Origin of the sequence: Microcystis sp. M31BS1 (assembly GCF_020245285.1) — a bacterium.
GTDB lineage: Bacteria > Cyanobacteriota > Cyanobacteriia > Cyanobacteriales > Microcystaceae > Microcystis > Microcystis panniformis.
The window spans coordinates 1-17,633 of record NZ_JADBVE010000202.1 but is presented as its reverse complement, the minus strand read 5'-3'; the positions used below and the strand labels follow the sequence as shown (position 1 = coordinate 17,633).

General features: G+C 43.9%; 18 protein-coding genes and 1 pseudogene. 8 read left to right on the top strand and 11 right to left on the bottom strand.

What is annotated here, in order from left to right:
• Positions 1 to 181: hypothetical protein (locus tag IM509_RS11915; protein WP_287716964.1), on the top strand; the 181-nt coding region annotated here is incomplete at its 5' end.
• A gap of 50 nt (positions 182 to 231) precedes the next feature.
• Here the strand turns inward: IM509_RS11915 and IM509_RS11910 are convergent.
• The 5 genes from IM509_RS11910 to ileS form a co-directional block, all read right to left on the bottom strand.
• The gene (locus IM509_RS11910) at positions 232 to 735 is read right to left on the bottom strand and encodes an NAD(P)H-quinone oxidoreductase subunit J (protein WP_185237154.1); all 504 of its coding nucleotides are present in this window, start codon (positions 733 to 735) and stop codon (positions 232 to 234) included.
• On the bottom strand, positions 736 to 1,479 hold the full coding sequence (gene ndhK, locus IM509_RS11905; RefSeq protein WP_002760976.1) for a photosynthetic/respiratory NAD(P)H-quinone oxidoreductase subunit K: 744 nt from the start codon (positions 1,477 to 1,479) through the stop codon (positions 736 to 738). It lies immediately after the preceding gene.
• Between the two features lie 47 nt (positions 1,480 to 1,526).
• Positions 1,527 to 1,889, bottom strand: coding sequence for a photosynthetic/respiratory NAD(P)H-quinone oxidoreductase subunit C (gene ndhC, locus IM509_RS11900; protein WP_002739390.1), 363 nt, complete (start codon positions 1,887 to 1,889; stop codon positions 1,527 to 1,529).
• A gap of 572 nt (positions 1,890 to 2,461) precedes the next feature.
• Positions 2,462 to 2,824, bottom strand: coding sequence for a hypothetical protein (locus tag IM509_RS11895; protein ID WP_052276372.1), 363 nt, complete (start codon positions 2,822 to 2,824; stop codon positions 2,462 to 2,464).
• 107 nt (positions 2,825 to 2,931) lie between these two features.
• Positions 2,932 to 5,790 carry an isoleucine--tRNA ligase gene (gene ileS, locus IM509_RS11890; protein WP_052276373.1) on the bottom strand — a complete coding sequence of 953 codons (2,859 nt, stop codon included), beginning with the start codon at positions 5,788 to 5,790 and terminating at the stop codon, positions 2,932 to 2,934.
• Positions 5,791 to 5,999: 209 nt separating this feature from the next.
• Here ileS and IM509_RS11885 point away from each other — a divergent pair, with 209 nt between their 5' ends.
• On the top strand, positions 6,000 to 6,572 hold the full coding sequence (locus IM509_RS11885) for a Uma2 family endonuclease (RefSeq protein ID WP_052278426.1): 573 nt from the start codon (positions 6,000 to 6,002) through the stop codon (positions 6,570 to 6,572).
• A 368-nt stretch (positions 6,573 to 6,940) separates the two neighbouring features.
• Here IM509_RS11885 and IM509_RS11880 read toward each other — a convergent pair whose 3' ends face one another.
• Positions 6,941 to 7,672 carry an undecaprenyl-phosphate galactose phosphotransferase family protein gene (locus IM509_RS11880; protein ID WP_002760967.1) on the bottom strand — a complete coding sequence of 244 codons (732 nt, stop codon included), beginning with the start codon at positions 7,670 to 7,672 and terminating at the stop codon, positions 6,941 to 6,943.
• Between the two features lie 571 nt (positions 7,673 to 8,243).
• On the bottom strand, positions 8,244 to 9,035 hold the full coding sequence (locus IM509_RS11875; RefSeq protein WP_052276374.1) for an HpsJ family protein: 792 nt from the start codon (positions 9,033 to 9,035) through the stop codon (positions 8,244 to 8,246).
• Positions 9,036 to 9,428: 393 nt separating this feature from the next.
• On the opposite strand from IM509_RS11875, the gene pgl reads away from it, so the two are divergent.
• From pgl to IM509_RS11860, 3 genes are all read left to right on the top strand, one after another.
• Entirely contained in the window at positions 9,429 to 10,151 is a 723-nt protein-coding gene (gene pgl, locus IM509_RS11870) for a 6-phosphogluconolactonase (protein ID WP_185237155.1), read from the top strand.
• A 240-nt stretch (positions 10,152 to 10,391) separates the two neighbouring features.
• Positions 10,392 to 11,030 (top strand): double zinc ribbon and FHA domain-containing protein, encoded by a 639-nt coding sequence (locus tag IM509_RS11865; protein WP_072925276.1) that lies wholly within the window; start codon positions 10,392 to 10,394, stop codon positions 11,028 to 11,030.
• A gap of 104 nt (positions 11,031 to 11,134) precedes the next feature.
• The gene (locus IM509_RS11860) at positions 11,135 to 12,382 is read left to right on the top strand and encodes a site-2 protease family protein (RefSeq protein ID WP_185237153.1); all 1,248 of its coding nucleotides are present in this window, start codon (positions 11,135 to 11,137) and stop codon (positions 12,380 to 12,382) included.
• On the opposite strand, the gene IM509_RS11855 is transcribed toward IM509_RS11860, so the two are convergent.
• Entirely contained in the window at positions 12,301 to 13,065 is a 765-nt protein-coding gene (locus IM509_RS11855; RefSeq protein ID WP_052276376.1) for a metallophosphoesterase family protein, read from the bottom strand. The two genes, IM509_RS11860 and IM509_RS11855, sit on opposite strands and share 82 nt — an antisense overlap.
• A gap of 157 nt (positions 13,066 to 13,222) precedes the next feature.
• Between IM509_RS11855 and tpiA the strand changes: the two genes are divergently transcribed.
• The gene (gene tpiA / locus IM509_RS11850) at positions 13,223 to 13,948 is read left to right on the top strand and encodes a triose-phosphate isomerase (protein WP_072925269.1); all 726 of its coding nucleotides are present in this window, start codon (positions 13,223 to 13,225) and stop codon (positions 13,946 to 13,948) included.
• On the opposite strand, the gene IM509_RS11845 is transcribed toward tpiA, so the two are convergent.
• Positions 13,935 to 14,726 carry a fumarylacetoacetate hydrolase family protein gene (locus IM509_RS11845; RefSeq protein ID WP_052276377.1) on the bottom strand — a complete coding sequence of 264 codons (792 nt, stop codon included), beginning with the start codon at positions 14,724 to 14,726 and terminating at the stop codon, positions 13,935 to 13,937. The two genes, tpiA and IM509_RS11845, sit on opposite strands and share 14 nt — an antisense overlap.
• A gap of 145 nt (positions 14,727 to 14,871) precedes the next feature.
• Here IM509_RS11845 and rpsF point away from each other — a divergent pair, with 145 nt between their 5' ends.
• Positions 14,872 to 15,261 (top strand): 30S ribosomal protein S6, encoded by a 390-nt coding sequence (gene rpsF / locus IM509_RS11840; protein ID WP_004161283.1) that lies wholly within the window; start codon positions 14,872 to 14,874, stop codon positions 15,259 to 15,261.
• Here rpsF and IM509_RS11835 read toward each other — a convergent pair whose 3' ends face one another.
• Positions 15,262 to 15,924 (bottom strand): Uma2 family endonuclease, encoded by a 663-nt coding sequence (locus tag IM509_RS11835; RefSeq protein WP_185237152.1) that lies wholly within the window; start codon positions 15,922 to 15,924, stop codon positions 15,262 to 15,264. It lies immediately after the preceding gene.
• Positions 15,925 to 16,238: 314 nt separating this feature from the next.
• The gene (locus IM509_RS11830; protein WP_272079346.1) at positions 16,239 to 16,826 is read right to left on the bottom strand and encodes a DUF3782 domain-containing protein; all 588 of its coding nucleotides are present in this window, start codon (positions 16,824 to 16,826) and stop codon (positions 16,239 to 16,241) included.
• Positions 16,827 to 17,001: 175 nt separating this feature from the next.
• On the opposite strand from IM509_RS11830, the pseudogene IM509_RS11825 reads away from it, so the two are divergent.
• A pseudogene (locus IM509_RS11825) lies at positions 17,002 to 17,447 on the top strand (DUF29 domain-containing protein).
• Positions 17,448 to 17,633: the final 186 nt, after the last annotated feature.

Below are 17,633 nucleotides of genomic sequence, written 5' to 3'. Positions count from 1 at the left end.
CTACCCAACGGTGTCAAGCACCTCGGTTGAACTGGATGTCCACGCCCTTTTTCAGAATATAGGCACCCAAGCTACAAAGCGGTATTTTTTACCTAGGTTGGGACGGGTTGCCTACTTCTCAAGATACAAGGTTGGGTTGAAGCATGAAACCCAAAGCCTGCATGGGTTACGCTACCGCTAACCCATCCTACAAATAATTTTGCCTCCCTACTTAGTGATTAAATTCTCGACTTAGTAAGCGTCCTGTAGTTCGTAGAATTCGGGAGAAACGTAATCTTTGCGTAGAGGCCAACCGACCCAATCTTCCGGCATTAAAATCCGTTTCAGGTGGGGATGTCCTTCATAAATAATGCCGAACATATCATAACTTTCTCTTTCTTGCCAGTCAGCCGCTTTCCAAATCCAGTAAACCGAAGCAACCCGGGGATTATCTCGAGGAAGAAAGACTTTTAAGCGCACTTCCACGGGACTATCGACATTATCGGTTACTTTGACCAGATGATAGAAACTAACCAATTCTTTCCCCAGTCCCAAATCGTAAGCGCCCTGACATTGGAGATAATTAAAACCATAAGCGTATAAAGCAGTGGCCAGAGGAATTAAAAAGTCTGGTTCTACTTTAATCAATTCCACACCACTATGGTCAGCTTCTAAAGCTTGATGCTCAAAACCATTTTCGCTTAACCAAATCGAAGTGGGGCCAGCTTGCACAATAGCTGTCGTTTCTTCAGTCATTTAGATTTCTTCCTTTTGTTTCGTGGTCAAAAGAGCGGGGGGAACAGGCATACCAGTGGCTTCTAGTAACTCTTTCGGGGGTGCTTGACGGGTGGCCGATTGTAGATATTTACCTGTGAGAATCGGTTCTGTGGCCTGCATTTTGTGGGTGGTGCTGTAATAACGATTGGTTTGCTGGAGGACAGTCCCACGTTCTTGAATAGATTCGTTAGCGACTTTTTTCCGCAGTTTAATAATCGCGTCGATAATCGCTTCTGGACGGGGGGGACAACCGGGTATATAGACATCCACGGGGATAAGTTTATCTACCCCTCTGACTGCGGTGGTGGAGTCACTGCTGAACATTCCCCCCGTAATCGTACAGGCACCCATGGCGATAACGTATTTAGGTTCTGGCATTTCTTCATACAGACGCACCAAAGCGGGGGCCATTTTCATGGTGATTGTACCGGCAGTGATGATTAAATCGGCCTGCCGGGGACTAGAACGGGGAACTAAACCAAAGCGATCAAAATCAAAACGGGAACCAATCAAGGCCGCGAACTCGATAAAACAGCAAGCTGTACCGTATAGCATCGGCCAAAGACTTGACAAACGCGCCCAGTTATACAGGTCATCAACGGTGGTAAGGATGACATTTTCCGATAAATCCTGGGTAACTTTGGTGCGTTCGATGGGATTGAGGATTTTTTCGCTTTGTTGTTCGATAATTTGCTTAAATTCGCTGGTAGGGTTGGGACTCATCCGGTTATCCTCTCATGAAAAGTCAAAAATAAGGAAAATTATGGCCGTTATGACCATTCTAAGGCTCCTTTCCGCCAAGCATAGACGAGAGCAACCACAAGGATAGCAATAAAGATCAATGCTTCTACAAAAGCTAATAGGCCCAATTGATTGAAAGCTACTGCCCAAGGGTAGAGAAAGACGGTTTCCACGTCAAAAACCACGAAAACGAGGGCAAACATATAATAACGAATGTTAAACTGAATCCAAGCACCGCCGATCGGTTCCATCCCCGATTCATAGGTGGTACGTCTTTCTGGACCGCCACCACTAGGCCGCAGGACTTTGGAGGCAGTTAGGGATAGGATTGGTACTAAACTGCAAGCGAGCAGAAATCCTAGAAAATACTCGTAACCTTTGAGGACAAACACTGGGTTTTTTTTCTCCTTATTCGCTATCGACAGGGGAAGTTGTCGGCATCTCTATGGGTACTTATTATAGAGGCTTTAGCAACCCGTCTCCTTCTCAAAAGCAGCATTGAAGATGTTTATCGATACCATTAGCTAATCGTCGGGTCAAACTTCGCTTCTGTCCGTGCTTTGCTCTTAACTCTGACGGGGTGACAAGGAAATGACCATAATGGACTGCTGACTATCCAGATTACTCGTTAAGACTGCATGGGAGTGCCAGAATTGCCAGTCCGAGCATTTGTACTAAAATTTCCCATAGGCAGTCTAAATTAGGAGAAATGCTGTCAGACCCACTATACTTTGTTAATGCACCCGCTCAGAAAAGCGATCGCTTTATTTTGGCTCCGGGAAATGGACTTGCGATCAAGTATATCAGGATGGATATTTTTTTACCGTTGAAAAGGGTTAATTAGATTTAATTTACTAAGCCAATTAAAATAATCAATTTTGTTTCATTGATCTTAACCAAGTTTCTGACATAACTATCTCCTCAAAGTTGAGTAGCTTGTTTATGAAGCCAACTTTTCAGACTTTTATACGCTGATAACCACATTTGGTTCACTGCTGGAATAACGCATATTTATCAAATTTTGACTAGGTTTTTCTACTATATTAATCCATTTTCTCACCTCTGGAAAATTTTGAACTCTCGAATAGAGACGATTATGACGTTTTAAAGCAGTTGTCAAACTGTGACCCGGATTAGTTATAGTATGTCCGGGGTTATTGGAATCAGTTTTCCATTCTTGACTGGATACCGAAGCTAAGATCATAGATTTCAGAAAACATTCGATCGTAATACCTCCAAAGTGCATAGCAGCTATTTTCCTATTAGATTTACAAAGTATTTCTGTATCTTGATGACGTTGTAAAAAAGCTGATTGGTAATCTTCCATCCCTAATTATCTATTCGCTAGAGTTAATACCTGTGAATAAGTTTTTTTTTAGCTGAGGATTAAACAAGGGTACTTTATTAGACAATAAAGCACCCTTTTAATTTAGCTTAGAACTCTCCTTTTAAAGCGGCATTACAGCGCTCACAAATAGTGGGATCATCGGCAAATTTTCCCACTTGAGTCGAATAATTCCAACAGCGATCGCATTTTTCTCCGTCCGCTTTGACAATTCCCACCGAAACAAAGTCCGATTCTCCTTTATATTCGGCGGTTTGAATTGCGCTAATATCACTAACTAATTCCACTTGAGAAGAGAGAAATAGATAACGCAATTCATCGACTTTATTCCCCGTTAAACTATCACAATTGTTGAATAATTCTAGCTCCTGTTGTAAGGTTTCATCGGGAACATAAAGTAAAACTTTTGCCTCTAAAGAAGCACCGATCGCCTTATCATTTCTGGCAGTTTCCATCACCTTATTAACTTCGGTGCGTAGCTGCCGGAATTTCGCCCATTTATCGGCCAATTCGCGATTATTCCAAGCAGGATCGATGTTGAGCCATCCTGACTCAAATACCGATAAATAAGGAGTTTTGTAGGGGAGAAATTGCCAGATATCTTCCGCTAGATGAGACAGGACAGGAGCGATCGCTTTAGCAAGATTTTCTAAAGCAATAGCATAAACTGTTTGACAACTGCGACGACGGAAAGAATTAGGATCAGAAATGTATAAACGATCCTTAGCGATGTCGATATAAAAGTTAGATAAATCGACAACACAAAAATTCTGTACCGTCTGGAAAAAGCGGAAAAATTGGAAACTTTCAAAAGCTGCCGTTACTTCCGTAAACACCTCCGAGATACGATGTAACATATAGCGATCGATCTCCGGTAGCTCTTCATAAGCTACCGCATCTTTAACGGGATCAAAATCATTTAAACTCCCCAGTAAAAACCTGGCAGTATTACGGATTTTATTACGGATATCTACCAACTGTTTAAGAATATTTTGACCGATATTCACATCATTGGTATAGTCCACCGAGGACACCCATAACCGAATCACATCCACCCCATAAGCGGGTTCTTTTTTCTGGTCTTTACCACCATTAATGATCACATTGGGATCGATGACATTCCCCAGAGATTTACTCATTTTTCGTCCCTGTTCATCCAAAACAAAACCGTGAGTTAACACCGTTTTATAGGGAGCAATACCATTAGCAGCGACACTGGTTAATAAACTCGATTGAAACCATCCCCGATGCTGATCCGATCCTTCTAGATACATATCCGCAGGATAACTTAATTCTGGTCGAGCATTAGCCACCGCATTCCAACTAGAACCAGAATCAAACCACACATCCATAGTATCCATTCCCTTGCGATAACTGCGACCATTATCGCGATAACTGAGAGGTAACAATTCCTCTACGGATAACTCCCACCAAGCATTAGAACCCTTAACTGCGAAGATAGCTTGAACGTGATTAATCGTCTCCTCCGTTAACAGAGGTTCATTCGTTTCTTCGTCATAAAAAACAGGAATAGGAACCCCCCAACTGCGCTGACGAGAGATACACCAATCGCTTCTTTCACTAACCATAGAAGTGATGCGATTCTTACCCGTTGCAGGAATCCAACGCACCGAATCAATTGCGTCTAAAGCTAATTCCCGGAATCCTTCCACGGAAGCAAACCATTGTTCTGTTGCGCGGAAAATTGTCGGTTTTTTGGTTCTCCAATCGTAGGGATATTTATGCTGATATGCTTCTTCTTTGAGTAAGGCACCCTTTTCTGTCAGTGCTAAAATTATTGCTTCATTAGCATCTTTCAAGACATTTAAACCCGCAAATTGTCCCGCTTCTGCGGTGAAATTTCCCTTATCATCCACGGGAGAAAGTATCGGTAAACCGTAACGTTGTCCGACGATATAATCCTCCTGACCATGGCCAGGGGCCGTATGAACTAATCCAGTGCCGGAATCAGTGGTGACATAATCCCCACCGATGAGAATCGCACTTTCTCTGTCAAACAAAGGATGACGATATTTAGTATGTTCTAATTCCAGACCTTTAACCGTTGCTTTAATCGTCAAAGTTGTGTTAAAAGTGTCGGCCAATTTTTCGACTAAATCCGTCGCTACGATTAGATAATTAGACTCGCTAGTTTCCACCACTGAATAGTTTAATTCTGGGTTCAATGCGACGGCCAAATTCCCGGGTAAAGTCCAGGGGGTAGTCGTCCAGATAGCCACGGATAAATTAGGCAAAAATGGCGTTAAAACCGGGGTTGAAACTGACGTAATTGGAAAAGCAACATAGACACTGCGGGAAGTGTGACCTTCGGGATATTCTAATTCGGCCTCAGCTAAAGCGGTTTGAGAACTAGGACTCCAGTGAACTGGTTTTAGTCCCCGATAAATATAACCTTTTAGGGCCATTTTTCCGAATACGGCAATTTGAGCGGCCTCGTATTCAGGTTTTAGGGTTAAATAGGGATTTTCCCAGTCTCCCCAGACTCCATACCTTTTGAAACCTTCACACTGTTCTTTTTGCGTTTGAAGGGCAAAATCGTGGGCTTTCTGACGTAATTTCAAAGGGGTTAGACCCTCTTTTTCTGAGCTTTTGAGACTTTGTAAAACCTTTAGTTCGATCGGCAACCCGTGACAATCCCAACCCGGCACATAGCGCACTTTGTAGCCTTGCAGCAGTTTATATTTATTGATAATGTCTTTGAGAATTTTATTTAAAGCATGACCGATATGCAGGGACCCGTTAGCGTAGGGGGGTCCATCGTGGAGAATAAATAATTCTTTGGGGTTATTTTGCGCTAATTTCTCATATATTTGCTCATCTTGCCAGAATTTCTGGATTTCTGGCTCACGTTTGCTGGCATTTGCTCGCATATCAAAGTCAGTTTGAGGCAAATTAACGGTATCTTTGTAACTTTTAGCGTTGGACATTCTGGCAAACCTATGGATATCAATCGTTTTTGGGATTCATTCCTAAATAACGTCCCTTTGAGAGTCGTTATCTCTATTCTGTCACATAACTGTAATACAAATATTACAAGTGACAATCATTGATCTATAAGTCTAGCGAGATTGAGTCCAAGAGCGATGATTCCGAAAGGCTATAATTTAGTTATTCGAGGATAGGGAGCATGGGGACGATGGTGACGAATCCTAATTTTTTTTATGTCTCTCCAGAAGTGTATCTAGAAGGGGAAAGAGTCAGTCCCATCAAGCACGAATACCGAAAAGGACGGATTTACGCAATGGTAGGGGCAAAAAAGCCCCATATTGTCTTAAATACAAATATAGCTACTTTATTGAGTATCCATCTCGATGATAGTCCCTGTCTTGTTCTCACTTCCGATATCAAAGTCCGGTTAGAGGAGGCAAATTGTTATTATTATCCCGATATTGCGGTGGTTTGTGACGAGAGAGAGATTAACAATACTGATGATTTTATTCTTTATCCCGTTCTGATTATTGAAGTATTATCGAAATCGACGGAATCCTTTGATAGGGGTGATAAATTTAGCGATTATCAAACCTGTCCCACCTTAAAAGAATACATTCTTATCCATCAAAACCAGAGGAAAATTGAATGTCACCGTCGCGAGGATTCGGGAGTTTGGCAAGAACAGATCTATGAAGCGGGAGATGAGGTAGAATTTGCCAGTGTAGGATTCCGGGGATCGCTCGCTTCTATCTATCGCAAAGTCCCCGGTTTGGTATAATTGCCATTCTTTTTTGACTTCACTTAATTATACTAAATCCGTTGAGTAACGCACAGAAAACGGGTTTCTCCGAGAAACGAAACCCGTTTTCTGCTCATGCACTCATGCAAAAAGGGGAATAAATAATCAGTCTTTAATAACCAGATTTAAGTACCTAGGCAAAATTATTTACACATGACGATCATTGCCCCGTAAGGGTTTTAGCTCGATCGGGCAGGTAATTAATTTTGCATGACTACTTAGTATTACTGTCATAATCTTTATCAAAAAAAGAGGAGAAAAAAGCAATTTTTGCCCTTCTCTCCTCCAGTCTAGCGATTAGTTACATTGAAACAGCAGTGAGTAATTTTTAATTACTATTCACCGCTTTAGTAAGCACCGTTATTTTTGGGAAAAACCACAACACCGATAGTTCTGAAGATTACCCAGATATCAGTTAACCAGTTACGCGAATTAACGTAATACACATCCATCTGCACCCGCAGGGGATAGGGTATGTCATTACGTCCCGAAACTTGCCATAAACCAGTCAAACCGGGGCGAATAGTTAAAACTTTGTCGATGCGATTGCCATATTTCTGCAATTCTTCGGGAACTAAAGGCCGCGGACCGACGACGCTCATATCTCCTCGCAGGACGTTCCAGAATTGGGGAAACTCGTCTAAACTGGTTAAGCGGAGAAATTTGCCAATCCAAGTTATGCGAGGATCGTCCTTAAGCTTGAAATTATCCTCGAATTCCGCCCGCAGTTGGGGAGAGTCTTCCATCAGTCTCTCTAACACCTTATCAGCATCCATTACCATAGTACGGAACTTGATACAGTTGAAATGCTGGAAGTTTTGACCGACGCGCTTCTGCACATAGAAGACCGGACCGGGGGAACTAATCGCGATCAATAAGGCTAAGATTAAATAAAGCGGCGAAAAGAAAATTAGAACCGATAGGGAGAAAACGATATCGAATAATCGTTTTGAGGTATCGCCGTCTAAAGCTATTAACCAAGATTTTTGATGCCGTCTACCAGAGACCGAAGGTTTGAACCCTCGCTTCATCAAAGCTTGTAGAGCCTTGACGGAGATAAGTTGGCTATTAGCAGTCATCTTACTCCTTCACATCACACACACCACACAGTACCCATGATAAAGCCACAAGACTGAAAAAACAAGTCTTCTGGCCAATAACTGGCACTGGCCATTTTAGAGCCTTTGTACTGAAAAATCTCTAATTAGGGTTTACTGAAAAAGTTTGTTGCTGGGATTAGGAGTCAGTCCCGATGAAAAAATTTTCACCCCCACAGATGAAAGAGGTTTCCTTCCCTACACCCCACACCCCACACCCCACACACTACACCCTCTTTCAAGTCAGGAGTCTGGGGAGTCAGGAGTCTGGGGAGTCAGTAGTCAGCAGATTACTTTTATTTATTCTTGCCACTTCCTAATTCCTAATTCCCACTCTCCCGCTCCCCGATACCTTTTAAACAGGATTTAGTATTAGAGGTTTAATCAATAAAAGGGCATCATTTGCTGATGCCCTGTGGCTGAATATTTAAGTAGTTACAGATTTGATCCTAAGCATGAAGTATGCTCTTGTGTGCGCTCGTCTCCTGACTCGGAGAATTCTGAGTACCGAAAACGAAAACTTTATACTTGATCATTAAGATAAATCCCCTGCTTAGGCAGTGCGTTTTTTCACACTACCTAGTTCTCGAATGCCTAACCAACCGATCAAACTATAGCAAATCGATAGCAACATACTTTGAATACCAATTCTTAACCACTGTTTCAAAGCCTCCAAGTTGGCTTGGCTTTCTGCCTGTTTTCGCCGCTCTTGCAGCTGAGTTTGTAGCTGATTTTTGATCTCATCTAATTTCTGTTTAAATTCCTTCGGGCTTTTGGATAAATCGCGTAAATTAGTTAATTGCTCTCTTTGTTGACGAAGGGTTTGTAACTGTTCCGTGTTGATCGGTTGTCCTTGGAAACGACCAGTTTCAATCACTTGAGTTCTCTGAGAGATCTGCTGGTCTAATAGTTGGGGATTTTGCGATAGCGTATTTAACTGGGCTAAGAAAGCCTGAATTTGTCCCTCCCCTTGGTCAACACCCTGTTCAATTTGAGTCAAAGCGTTGTTTTTAATCTGGTTGATATTGTTGATATGAACAGGAATCATCAACAGAAAAACTAAGCCTAACAGTGTGGAAAGAATAAAGATCGGCCAACGCAATTCAAAGCGTGATTTTCTAGGAATGACATCTCTATTGTTAGCGTCAATCCAGTAAGCGATTAAAACGAGAACGATACCCAGAAGAGGAACAATTCCTCGATCGACAAAGGTGGTGACGAAACCTACCTGCCATTGGGATTCATTAAATCGATAGGGCAGCGGTAGGATAAACGCATCCAAAAGGAAGGAAATAATGAAAACCAATCCCGTTAATTTCAGGGACAAAGAAGTAAAACTGTTCATCGCTGTTTCTGTAATGGTATGTCAATGAATAGATTCATTAGTCTGTTTAAAAGTTCTCGCTGGGGGTTCCCAGAAGGATTTTGCCGAGAGGCACTCTGACAAACTGCAATTTCTAATTAACTTTTGCTCAACCTCCCGCTAAACCCTACGCTAAATCGTTCTGCTTGTCAACCTCTTTCGAGAATCGACTCTAGAAATATTACCTCAATATGGCATCGGTAAACCTATCCCTGTCAAAGAATAAAATTTTCCCAAGCTCTCAGACGAGGTTTTCCCCAGATCTCTTCCCTAAGACAGAGACTGTCAAAGAATAAAATTTTCCCAAGCTCTCAGATGAGTCCTCAATGGTTAGCCTATAGTAAAGACAGCCCCCCTGAGTTGATAACAAAACCCATGCAGAAATTGGTGGAAGTTTTAGCTGATAAACAAGCTCTGATCGCAAAATCTCTGGCGCTGGTTCTGGAAAAAATCACAACCGGCCTCGACCAACAGGATTATTTTACGATCGCTCTTTCTGGCGGTAGTACCCCGAAACCTCTCTACGAAGCTTTATCCTCTCAACCCCTCGACTGGTCAAAAATTCACGTTTTCTGGGGAGATGAACGCTACGTTAGTCCCGATCATCCCGACAGTAATCAACGCATGGCCCGATTAGCATGGCTCGATCGCATACCGATCCCGGCCACTAATATTCATCCTATGCCCACGGATGACCCCGATCCCCACCTGGCCGCCCAAAAATACGATGATCATCTCCGCCAATGGTTTGGGGTCAATTCTCCCGATTTTCCCGTTTTTGACCTGATTTTATTGGGAATGGGCGATGATGGTCACACCGCCTCTCTCTTTCCCCACACGGCAGCTTTAACGGTGAGCGATCGCTGTATCACCGTCGGCGAGAAAGACGGCAATCCCCGCTTGACTTTTACCGTTCCCCTGATCAATCAGGCCCGTTGTGTGATCTTTATCGCTGCCGGCGAAAGTAAACGCCCCGCTCTACATGAGATTTTCTCTGCCTATGGTGACTCTTTCTCCTATCCTTCCCGTCTCATCCACCCCCCGGCCGGGGAATTATATTGGTTGCTCGATGCGGCCGCTGGTTCCTCTTTTGTCTAAAGAATAGGGGAATAGGGGAATGGGGGAATGGGGGAATGGGGGAATGGGGGAATGGGGGAATGGGGGAATTTCAACTAAAACCCCAACACCCCAAAACCCTAACACCCCCCGCAACGCGCACGCAGTGACCACCCCAACACCCTAAAACCCCAACACCCCAACACCCTAAAACCCCAACACCCCAACACCCTAAAACCTAACCCCTAATCTGCTTTTTTACTTTTTACTTTTTACTTAAAAATGATCGTTTGTCCCAATTGCGAACATATTAACCCCGATGAGGCCAGTCAGTGCGAGGCCTGTTATACCCCCTTACCGCGGATGTCTTCCTGTCCTAGTTGTGGGGCAACCATCCAAACTGATGCTACTTTTTGCGGTCAGTGTGGCTACAATTTACAGCCTAATTCCGTTCCCATGGTGGCAGCCGAGGCCGAATCGGAATCGGAATCGGAACCTGAACCCGTCCCACCGGTCCCCACAGCCACCGGCGCCTCGATCGCACCTCCTCCTGTTGCCCCCCCACCGGTTCCGGCTGCCACCCGCTTACAGACGGAAATGGCTAGTCTCCAGCACCTACAAACCGATAGCAAAATTGAATTACCCCTACATCTATCGGTAATTCATGTCGGCAAACCTAACGATCGCATTCCCCCCGATATCGATGTTTCCGGTTTTCCCGATTCTGATATCGTCTCCCGGGTTCATGGCGATATCCGCGTCGAAGGGGGCATCTATTACCTTGAAGACAGCGGCAGCGCTAACGGAACCTACGTTAATCACAATCCCCTACCCCCCGGCAATCGTCATCGTCTTCGGGCAGGCGATCGCATTTCCCTCGGTAAAGGGGACAAAATGACTTTTATTTTCCAAATGTCTTAAAAAAGGTTAGGGGGTTAGGGATTTAGGGTGATAGGGAAATTTCAGCTAAATTCCCCATTCCCCCACTTCCCACTTCCCCACTTCCCACTTCCCCACTGAAAATTATGCGTACAAATTGGCGAATCGGCTCTTTATTGGGCATTCCTCTCTATATTGATTCCTCGTGGTTTTTGATTTTGGCTTTTGTCACCCTGATCAATGCCACCGATGCAGAAATTCAGTCTCTGGCTGGCCAGAGTTCTGTTTTAGCGTGGTTACTTGGTTTAATCATGGCTTTATTGCTGTTTATCTCGGTTTTACTCCACGAATTAGGTCATAGTTTCATGGCTCGGTCGCAAGGCATCGAGGTCAATTCCATTACCCTGTTTCTTTTTGGGGGAATGGCCTCGATCGAGCGAGAATCTCGGACTCCTCCGGAGGCCCTGCAAGTAGCGATCGCTGGACCCCTCGTCAGTTTTCTCCTGTTTTGTCTCCTATCCCTAGCCAGTCACTTACCCTATTTAAACGCTAATTTAACCTATATATGCGGGCATTTAGCGATAATTAACCTGTTTTTGGCTCTATTTAATCTTATCCCCGGTTTACCCCTCGATGGCGGTCAAATTTTCAAAGCAATGGTCTGGCAAGCAACTGGCGATCGCTGGAAGGGTTTACATTGGGCTGCGATCAGTGGTCAATTCATCGGTTGGTTAGGGATTATTTTGGGGATTTTCTTGGTTCTCTTGACGGCAGCTGTGGAGGGTGCTTGGTTAGGATTAATGGGCTGGTTTATCCTCAGAAATGCCCGCGCCTACGATAATTTAACTAATTTACAGGAAAGTCTCCTCAATTTGCAAGCGGGAGAGGTGATGAGCAGAAATTTGCGGGTTTTAAACGCCCATCAAACCCTAGAGGAATTCGTCCAGGAATACGTTTTAGACCGAGCGGCTGCCAATACTGCTTATTTTGCCGCTTCCGAGGGACGTTATCGGGGATTAATTCGGGTGGAAGATTTACAGGCGATCGAGCGGAGTTTCTGGTCAGAAAAACAACTGCTTGATATTGCCCATCCCCTCACGGAAATTGCCACTGTTGAGGAAAAAACCCCCTTAGTGACGGTGGTGCAAAAATTGGAAACCATCCCAGACCGCATGATCACGGTGTTAACACCAGCCTCCGCCGTAGCGGGAGTGATTGATCGCGGCGATATCCTCAAGGCAATTGCGATTAAATACCAACTTCCCCTAGAGGAAACGGATATTAAACGCGCTCGCGAGGGAGTTTACCCCAGTTATTTGCCCTTAAATGTCATTGCTGCCGCTCTCGACAAAAGCGAACCGCCAAAAATCGGCGAACCTTCCTTAATGTCCTGACCTAGAGAGGATGGACGATAATAATCTTGAATATGGCTAATCCGAAAATTTCCTCGCTGGTTAACCTGCCACAATTTCCCCGCTTCCACATCTAAACAACTTAACCAGCCTTTACCGTAAGCCCAAGTATCGATACAAATGGCATGGCCGAGATTAACTGGTTTACCGCTTTTTTGGCTGGTATGGCCGCAAATCATGGTTTTTCCCGAACTATGGGCGGCGGGGTATTGAAATTTCTCCCAAAAGAGTTTGTATTCTGGTTGTCTGGCCAGGGGTAGATGGGGATCGAGATTAGCGTGAACAAATAAATGATTTGCAGTTTCGTAGCTATTTATACAGACTTTTCCTAAAAAATCCCAGTGGGATTCGGGAATTTTAATCAGTTGGCCTTCGCTATAGGATTTTAGAGTAGCTTTACCGCCTTTTTCTAACCAGAGACGCTGTTTGAGGGGGTTGTGACGGGCCTGTAGCATGATAATCTCGTGATTACCCTTGAGGGGAATCAAATTTCCCTGTTTATGTAGGGAAATAAGGCGCTCGATCACCCCTTTCGAGTCTCTGCCCTTATTAACGTAATCACCGAGGGTGATTAAAGTATCTTGCGGTTTGGGATTGACGATCTCTAGCAAGTGATCTAGAGCTTTCGAGCAACCATGAATATCGCCGATCGCTAAGGTTCGCATGAGGATTTGGTAGGGGATTAGGGCATAGGTACAGGTAAGAGTATTAAAAAAATCTGTTCATGACAGACAGCGATTATCGGTGATCTTGCTTAGGGTAACAAAAAGGCTTACAGTAAAATGTACCATAAATTATCAAATCTACTAAATTAATTAAGCTGTGCCGAAAGTTGTTATTGCAGGTAACTGGAAAATGCACAAAACCCAGAGAGAAGCTTTGGAGTTTTTGCAAGATTTTAAATCCCATCTAGAGGAAACTCCCGACGACCGAGAAGTGGTTCTTTGTGCGCCTTTTACAGCTTTAGCTGTCCTCTCTAAAACCCTCCACGGCGGTCGTATTCGCTTGGGGGCGCAAAACGTCCACTGGGAAAAATCGGGGGCTTATACGGGCGAAATCTCGGCGGATATGTTAACCGAAATTGGGGTTCACTATGTGGTTATCGGTCACAGTGAACGCCGGCAATATTTCGGCGAAACCGATGAAACCGTCAATTTAAGGGTTATATCTGCCCAAAAACAAGGTTTAATCCCGATTATCTGCGTGGGAGAAAGTAAAGCCCAAAGAGATGCCGGAGAAACGGAAAAGGTAATTATCAAGCAAATTCAAGGGGGTTTAGTCAATGTTGACCAAAAAAACCTCGTTATCGCCTACGAACCCATCTGGGCGATTGGCACGGGGGAAACCTGCGAAAGCGAGGAAGCGAACCGCGTTATCGGTTTAATTCGGCAACAATTAGACAATCCCGAAGTCACCATTCAGTACGGTGGTTCTGTAAAACCCGATAATATCGATGAAATTATGGCTCAATCGCAGATAAACGGGGTTTTAGTCGGTGGGGCTAGTCTAGACCCCGCCGTATTCGCTAGGATTGTTAATTATCGTTAATCGATGCTGCTGCCATGACGCGATTTTCCAAAACCCCGATGCCTTCTATTTCCACCCGAACCTGATCCCCCACCTGCAGCGGTCCGATTCCTTCGGGAGTTCCCGTTAAAATCACATCCCCCGGCAGCAGGGTCATCACTTGGGAGATATAAGCCACCAAGACATCGGGGGGAAAGACCATATCGCTGAGATAACTGCTTTGTTTGGGGTCGCTGCCATCATTGAGAAAAGTGGTTAATTGCGCCCCGATACTCAATTCCCGGACAATCCAGGGGCCGAGGGGACAAAAACTGTCAAATCCTTTCGCCCGCGTCCATTGGCTATCTTTTTTCTGTAAATCCCTAGCGGTGACATCGTTAGCAATGGTATAACCCCAGATTTTGCTTCTGGCTTGGGCTGTGGTGCAGTTTTTGGCGGTTTCTCCGATAATTAATGCTAATTCTCCCTCATAATCTACTCTTTCCGATTGGGGCGGATAGAAAATCGTTTCACCATCGCCGATAATTGTCGTCGGTGGCTTGAGAAATAAAAGCGGTTCTTCTGGTACAGGTGTTCCCATCTCGGCGGCGTGGGCGCGGTAATTTTTGCCCACAGCAATAATTTTCGACGGGAAACAGGGGGCTAATAGTTGGTAGCTATCAGGTTCTAATTCTAGTTTGGTTAGTTGCCCTCCTTGCCAGGGAGGGGCATCAAAGACAGCAACGCTACGGTTTAGCTGTAACAGTCCGTAGAAGATTTGTCCTTGACGATGTTTCACTCGTACATAGCGTTGCGCCATATTTTTCTGGGAATGACTAGCGATCGACTCTCGGATAGTAGTATGATCATATATCCTTGCTTCTTTATTAAAGGCTAGAGAGTTATTAAAATCAATTAACCTCCGGTCTTGACAAAGAAGCCTTCTAGTCCATAAGGATTCTGAGATGAGCAATAACTACGAAACTCTTTACATTCTCCGTCCCGATTTAGGGGAAGAAGTCGTTCAGCAACAAGTGGAACGTTATCGAACTCTGATTAGCGAACACAGCGCCACAGACATTCAAGTTAAGGTGTGGGGTAAAAAACGTCTGGCCTATCCCATCAAAAAACTCAATGATGGTGTCTATGTGCAGATGAATTATCAGGCAACCGGCAAACAAGTCGCCCCCATGGAACGGGCCATGCGTTTAAGTGATGAGGTTATTCGTTATTTAACCCTAAAACTCGATCGCGTGGTAGCCCCCCCTGCCGATTTATCTCCCCTAACGGAAATTCCCCCCTCTCCTATCACCGAAGCGGTGGTGGAAGATGACGGTATCTCCGCGGAAGATTAATTATAGTCTCAACTGTGTCGGGTCAATGCCCAATTCCCGTAATCGGGCAAAGGCGCGATCGCGTTCTTGTTGTGCTTGGTTGCGTTCCTCAAAGAGGGTTTCAGGGTCTTTAAATCGTTCCCCATTGGGATAAAAGACCTCTAAACCCTCTTCAAACATCTCAAACCGAATCCCTAGGATTGGGGAAGTCCAGGGAAAATTCAAGGCCGTTACTGGGAAAAATTCCTCTTGCTGATTGGGTCGCACCAATCCCCAGAAATCATGGGAGTCTGGGTCATAGAAAAACATTTCTAATACCCCATGCTCCCGATAGAAAGACTGCTTTTTGAGCATTTCCCTGGCACTATTGCTCGGAGAGAGGATTTCAAACACTACCTGGGGAGCAATATTGTCTTCTTCCCATTGTTTATAGCTGCCCCGCTCACCCGGTGGACGGCCGAAAACTACCATGGCATCGGGAGCTTGACGGGGAGCGGGTGGTACAGTTACCTGCTGGGGATACCAGAGCAAATCTCCGGCGACAAAGACGGTTTGCTCCTTAAATAAATACCTGAGATTGGCAACCAAGCGAACAATCCAGCGATATTGAACTGTGTTGTCGGCCATAGGTTTACCGTCGGAGTCAGGATAGAAAAGTTGGGGTTCGATGGGTGCTTGAACCATGCTTTATCTCTTGCGATCGCATTTTTGCCTAACTTTATTGTATCACCGCAAATCCTCGGTTTGAAACCCTGTCCTTTTAGGACGGCTTGGCCTTGTACTAAATCCGTTGAGTATGGGCTACATATCAGGAGAGGCACTCATGCAAAAGGCAAAAGTCAAAGGGGAGAATAAATAATCATTTAATAACAGGATTTAGTATTATAGCAATTCCCATAGTTGTGAGGTACAGAGTCTTAGGTTTTGAGGAGTCAGGAGTCAGGAGTTAAGATTTTGGTGTACCTCATGAGATTGGGAAACGCTATATATCTAAACTTTTAATAAAGTCGAGGTTGAAAATTATCGGGAATATCCAATTCAAATACTTGGTCATGAATCCGAGCCACATAAAACCCTTCTTGCAGAATTTTTTCCCGTAATTCTGATGATAAATGAACCGCCGCTAATATGCCATAGAGTTTTTTATCTTTGTGTTCAGGGAAAAAGCGGCGAAACCGTTGCAAAATACTTTTTAATTGTGAAATAGACTCCTCTCTAGCATGACTTTTAACCTCGACGATATAGGCAGTATTTAGCTGACCATTGGTATAGGCAAGAACATCAATTTCTAGGTGTTTTCCATCTTTACTGACTCGGACACTGGGACTGATAACTTCCATACCAAAGCGTTGTCTGAGAATCGTTTCCATTGAAGGGAGGGCAAGTCCTTCGGTAAAGCTGCCGAATTTTGCACCGAGTCCCCCAATTTGCTGTCCTAATTCTTTGAGTTGTTTGTCAGTTTTCTTCTGTTGCTGACTAACTTCCTTCAATAGTAGGTCAGTCTCCTTCAGTTGTTTGTCGGTTTCTTTTTGAGCAGTCGCTAATTCGGCTAAGAGTCGCCATACGTCTTCGGATGTAGTTGTCATAGCTAATTTTTTCTCTCTGATTTGGTCTATTGCTATTTTACTGAATTTTGCCGATTCACGAGGAAGATTTTTGACTAATTTACCAATGCGATGGAGTAAATTTTATGTTAATCACTAAACTTCCCTGATGTCAAGATACTCAAAACGATAAAACTGCTAATGGAGACAATCAATGATGCAAAGAATTCACGCCTTAAAACAACTCTATGAGATTGATGACTCTCAATGGCTAGGAGAAACCGTTAGCTTGCTTAGAAATCATCAATTTCAACAGCTAGACTTAGAACATTTAATCGAGGAATTAGAGGATTTGGGCAAAGAAAAGAAAAATGCGGTAGCCAGTCTTTCAGAACAGATTATCCGCCATCTATTATTACTGCAATACTGAACAAAATAGGCAGAATATAAGACAATTCATTAGCAGGAAGAAATTTATAATTTTCGGACTCAATTAAGGCGAAAAATGACGGCTAATCTCCGCAATTCTTGAGAAGAAGAATTAAACTCTATCTACCAAGATGCGTTAGGTTTTGTCAAAATAAAACCAGTGAATACTGTGATTTTCCCTCTCAATGTCCTTACTCACTAGAAGAATTACTAGATCGCTCTTGGTTGCCATAAAAATCAGATCAAGAAAAGGATGTTATGACAGCAATTAAAGAATTAGGCTCTTCGGTTTGTGTTATGCAATGGACGGGGGTTATAAGGGATGGAACCCTTATAGAGAAAGGCATTTAGCGATTTTTGTCAATTGTTTTTATCTAGAGCGAACTAATCAATTAAGTCTCTTGCCAGATAAGGATTTAG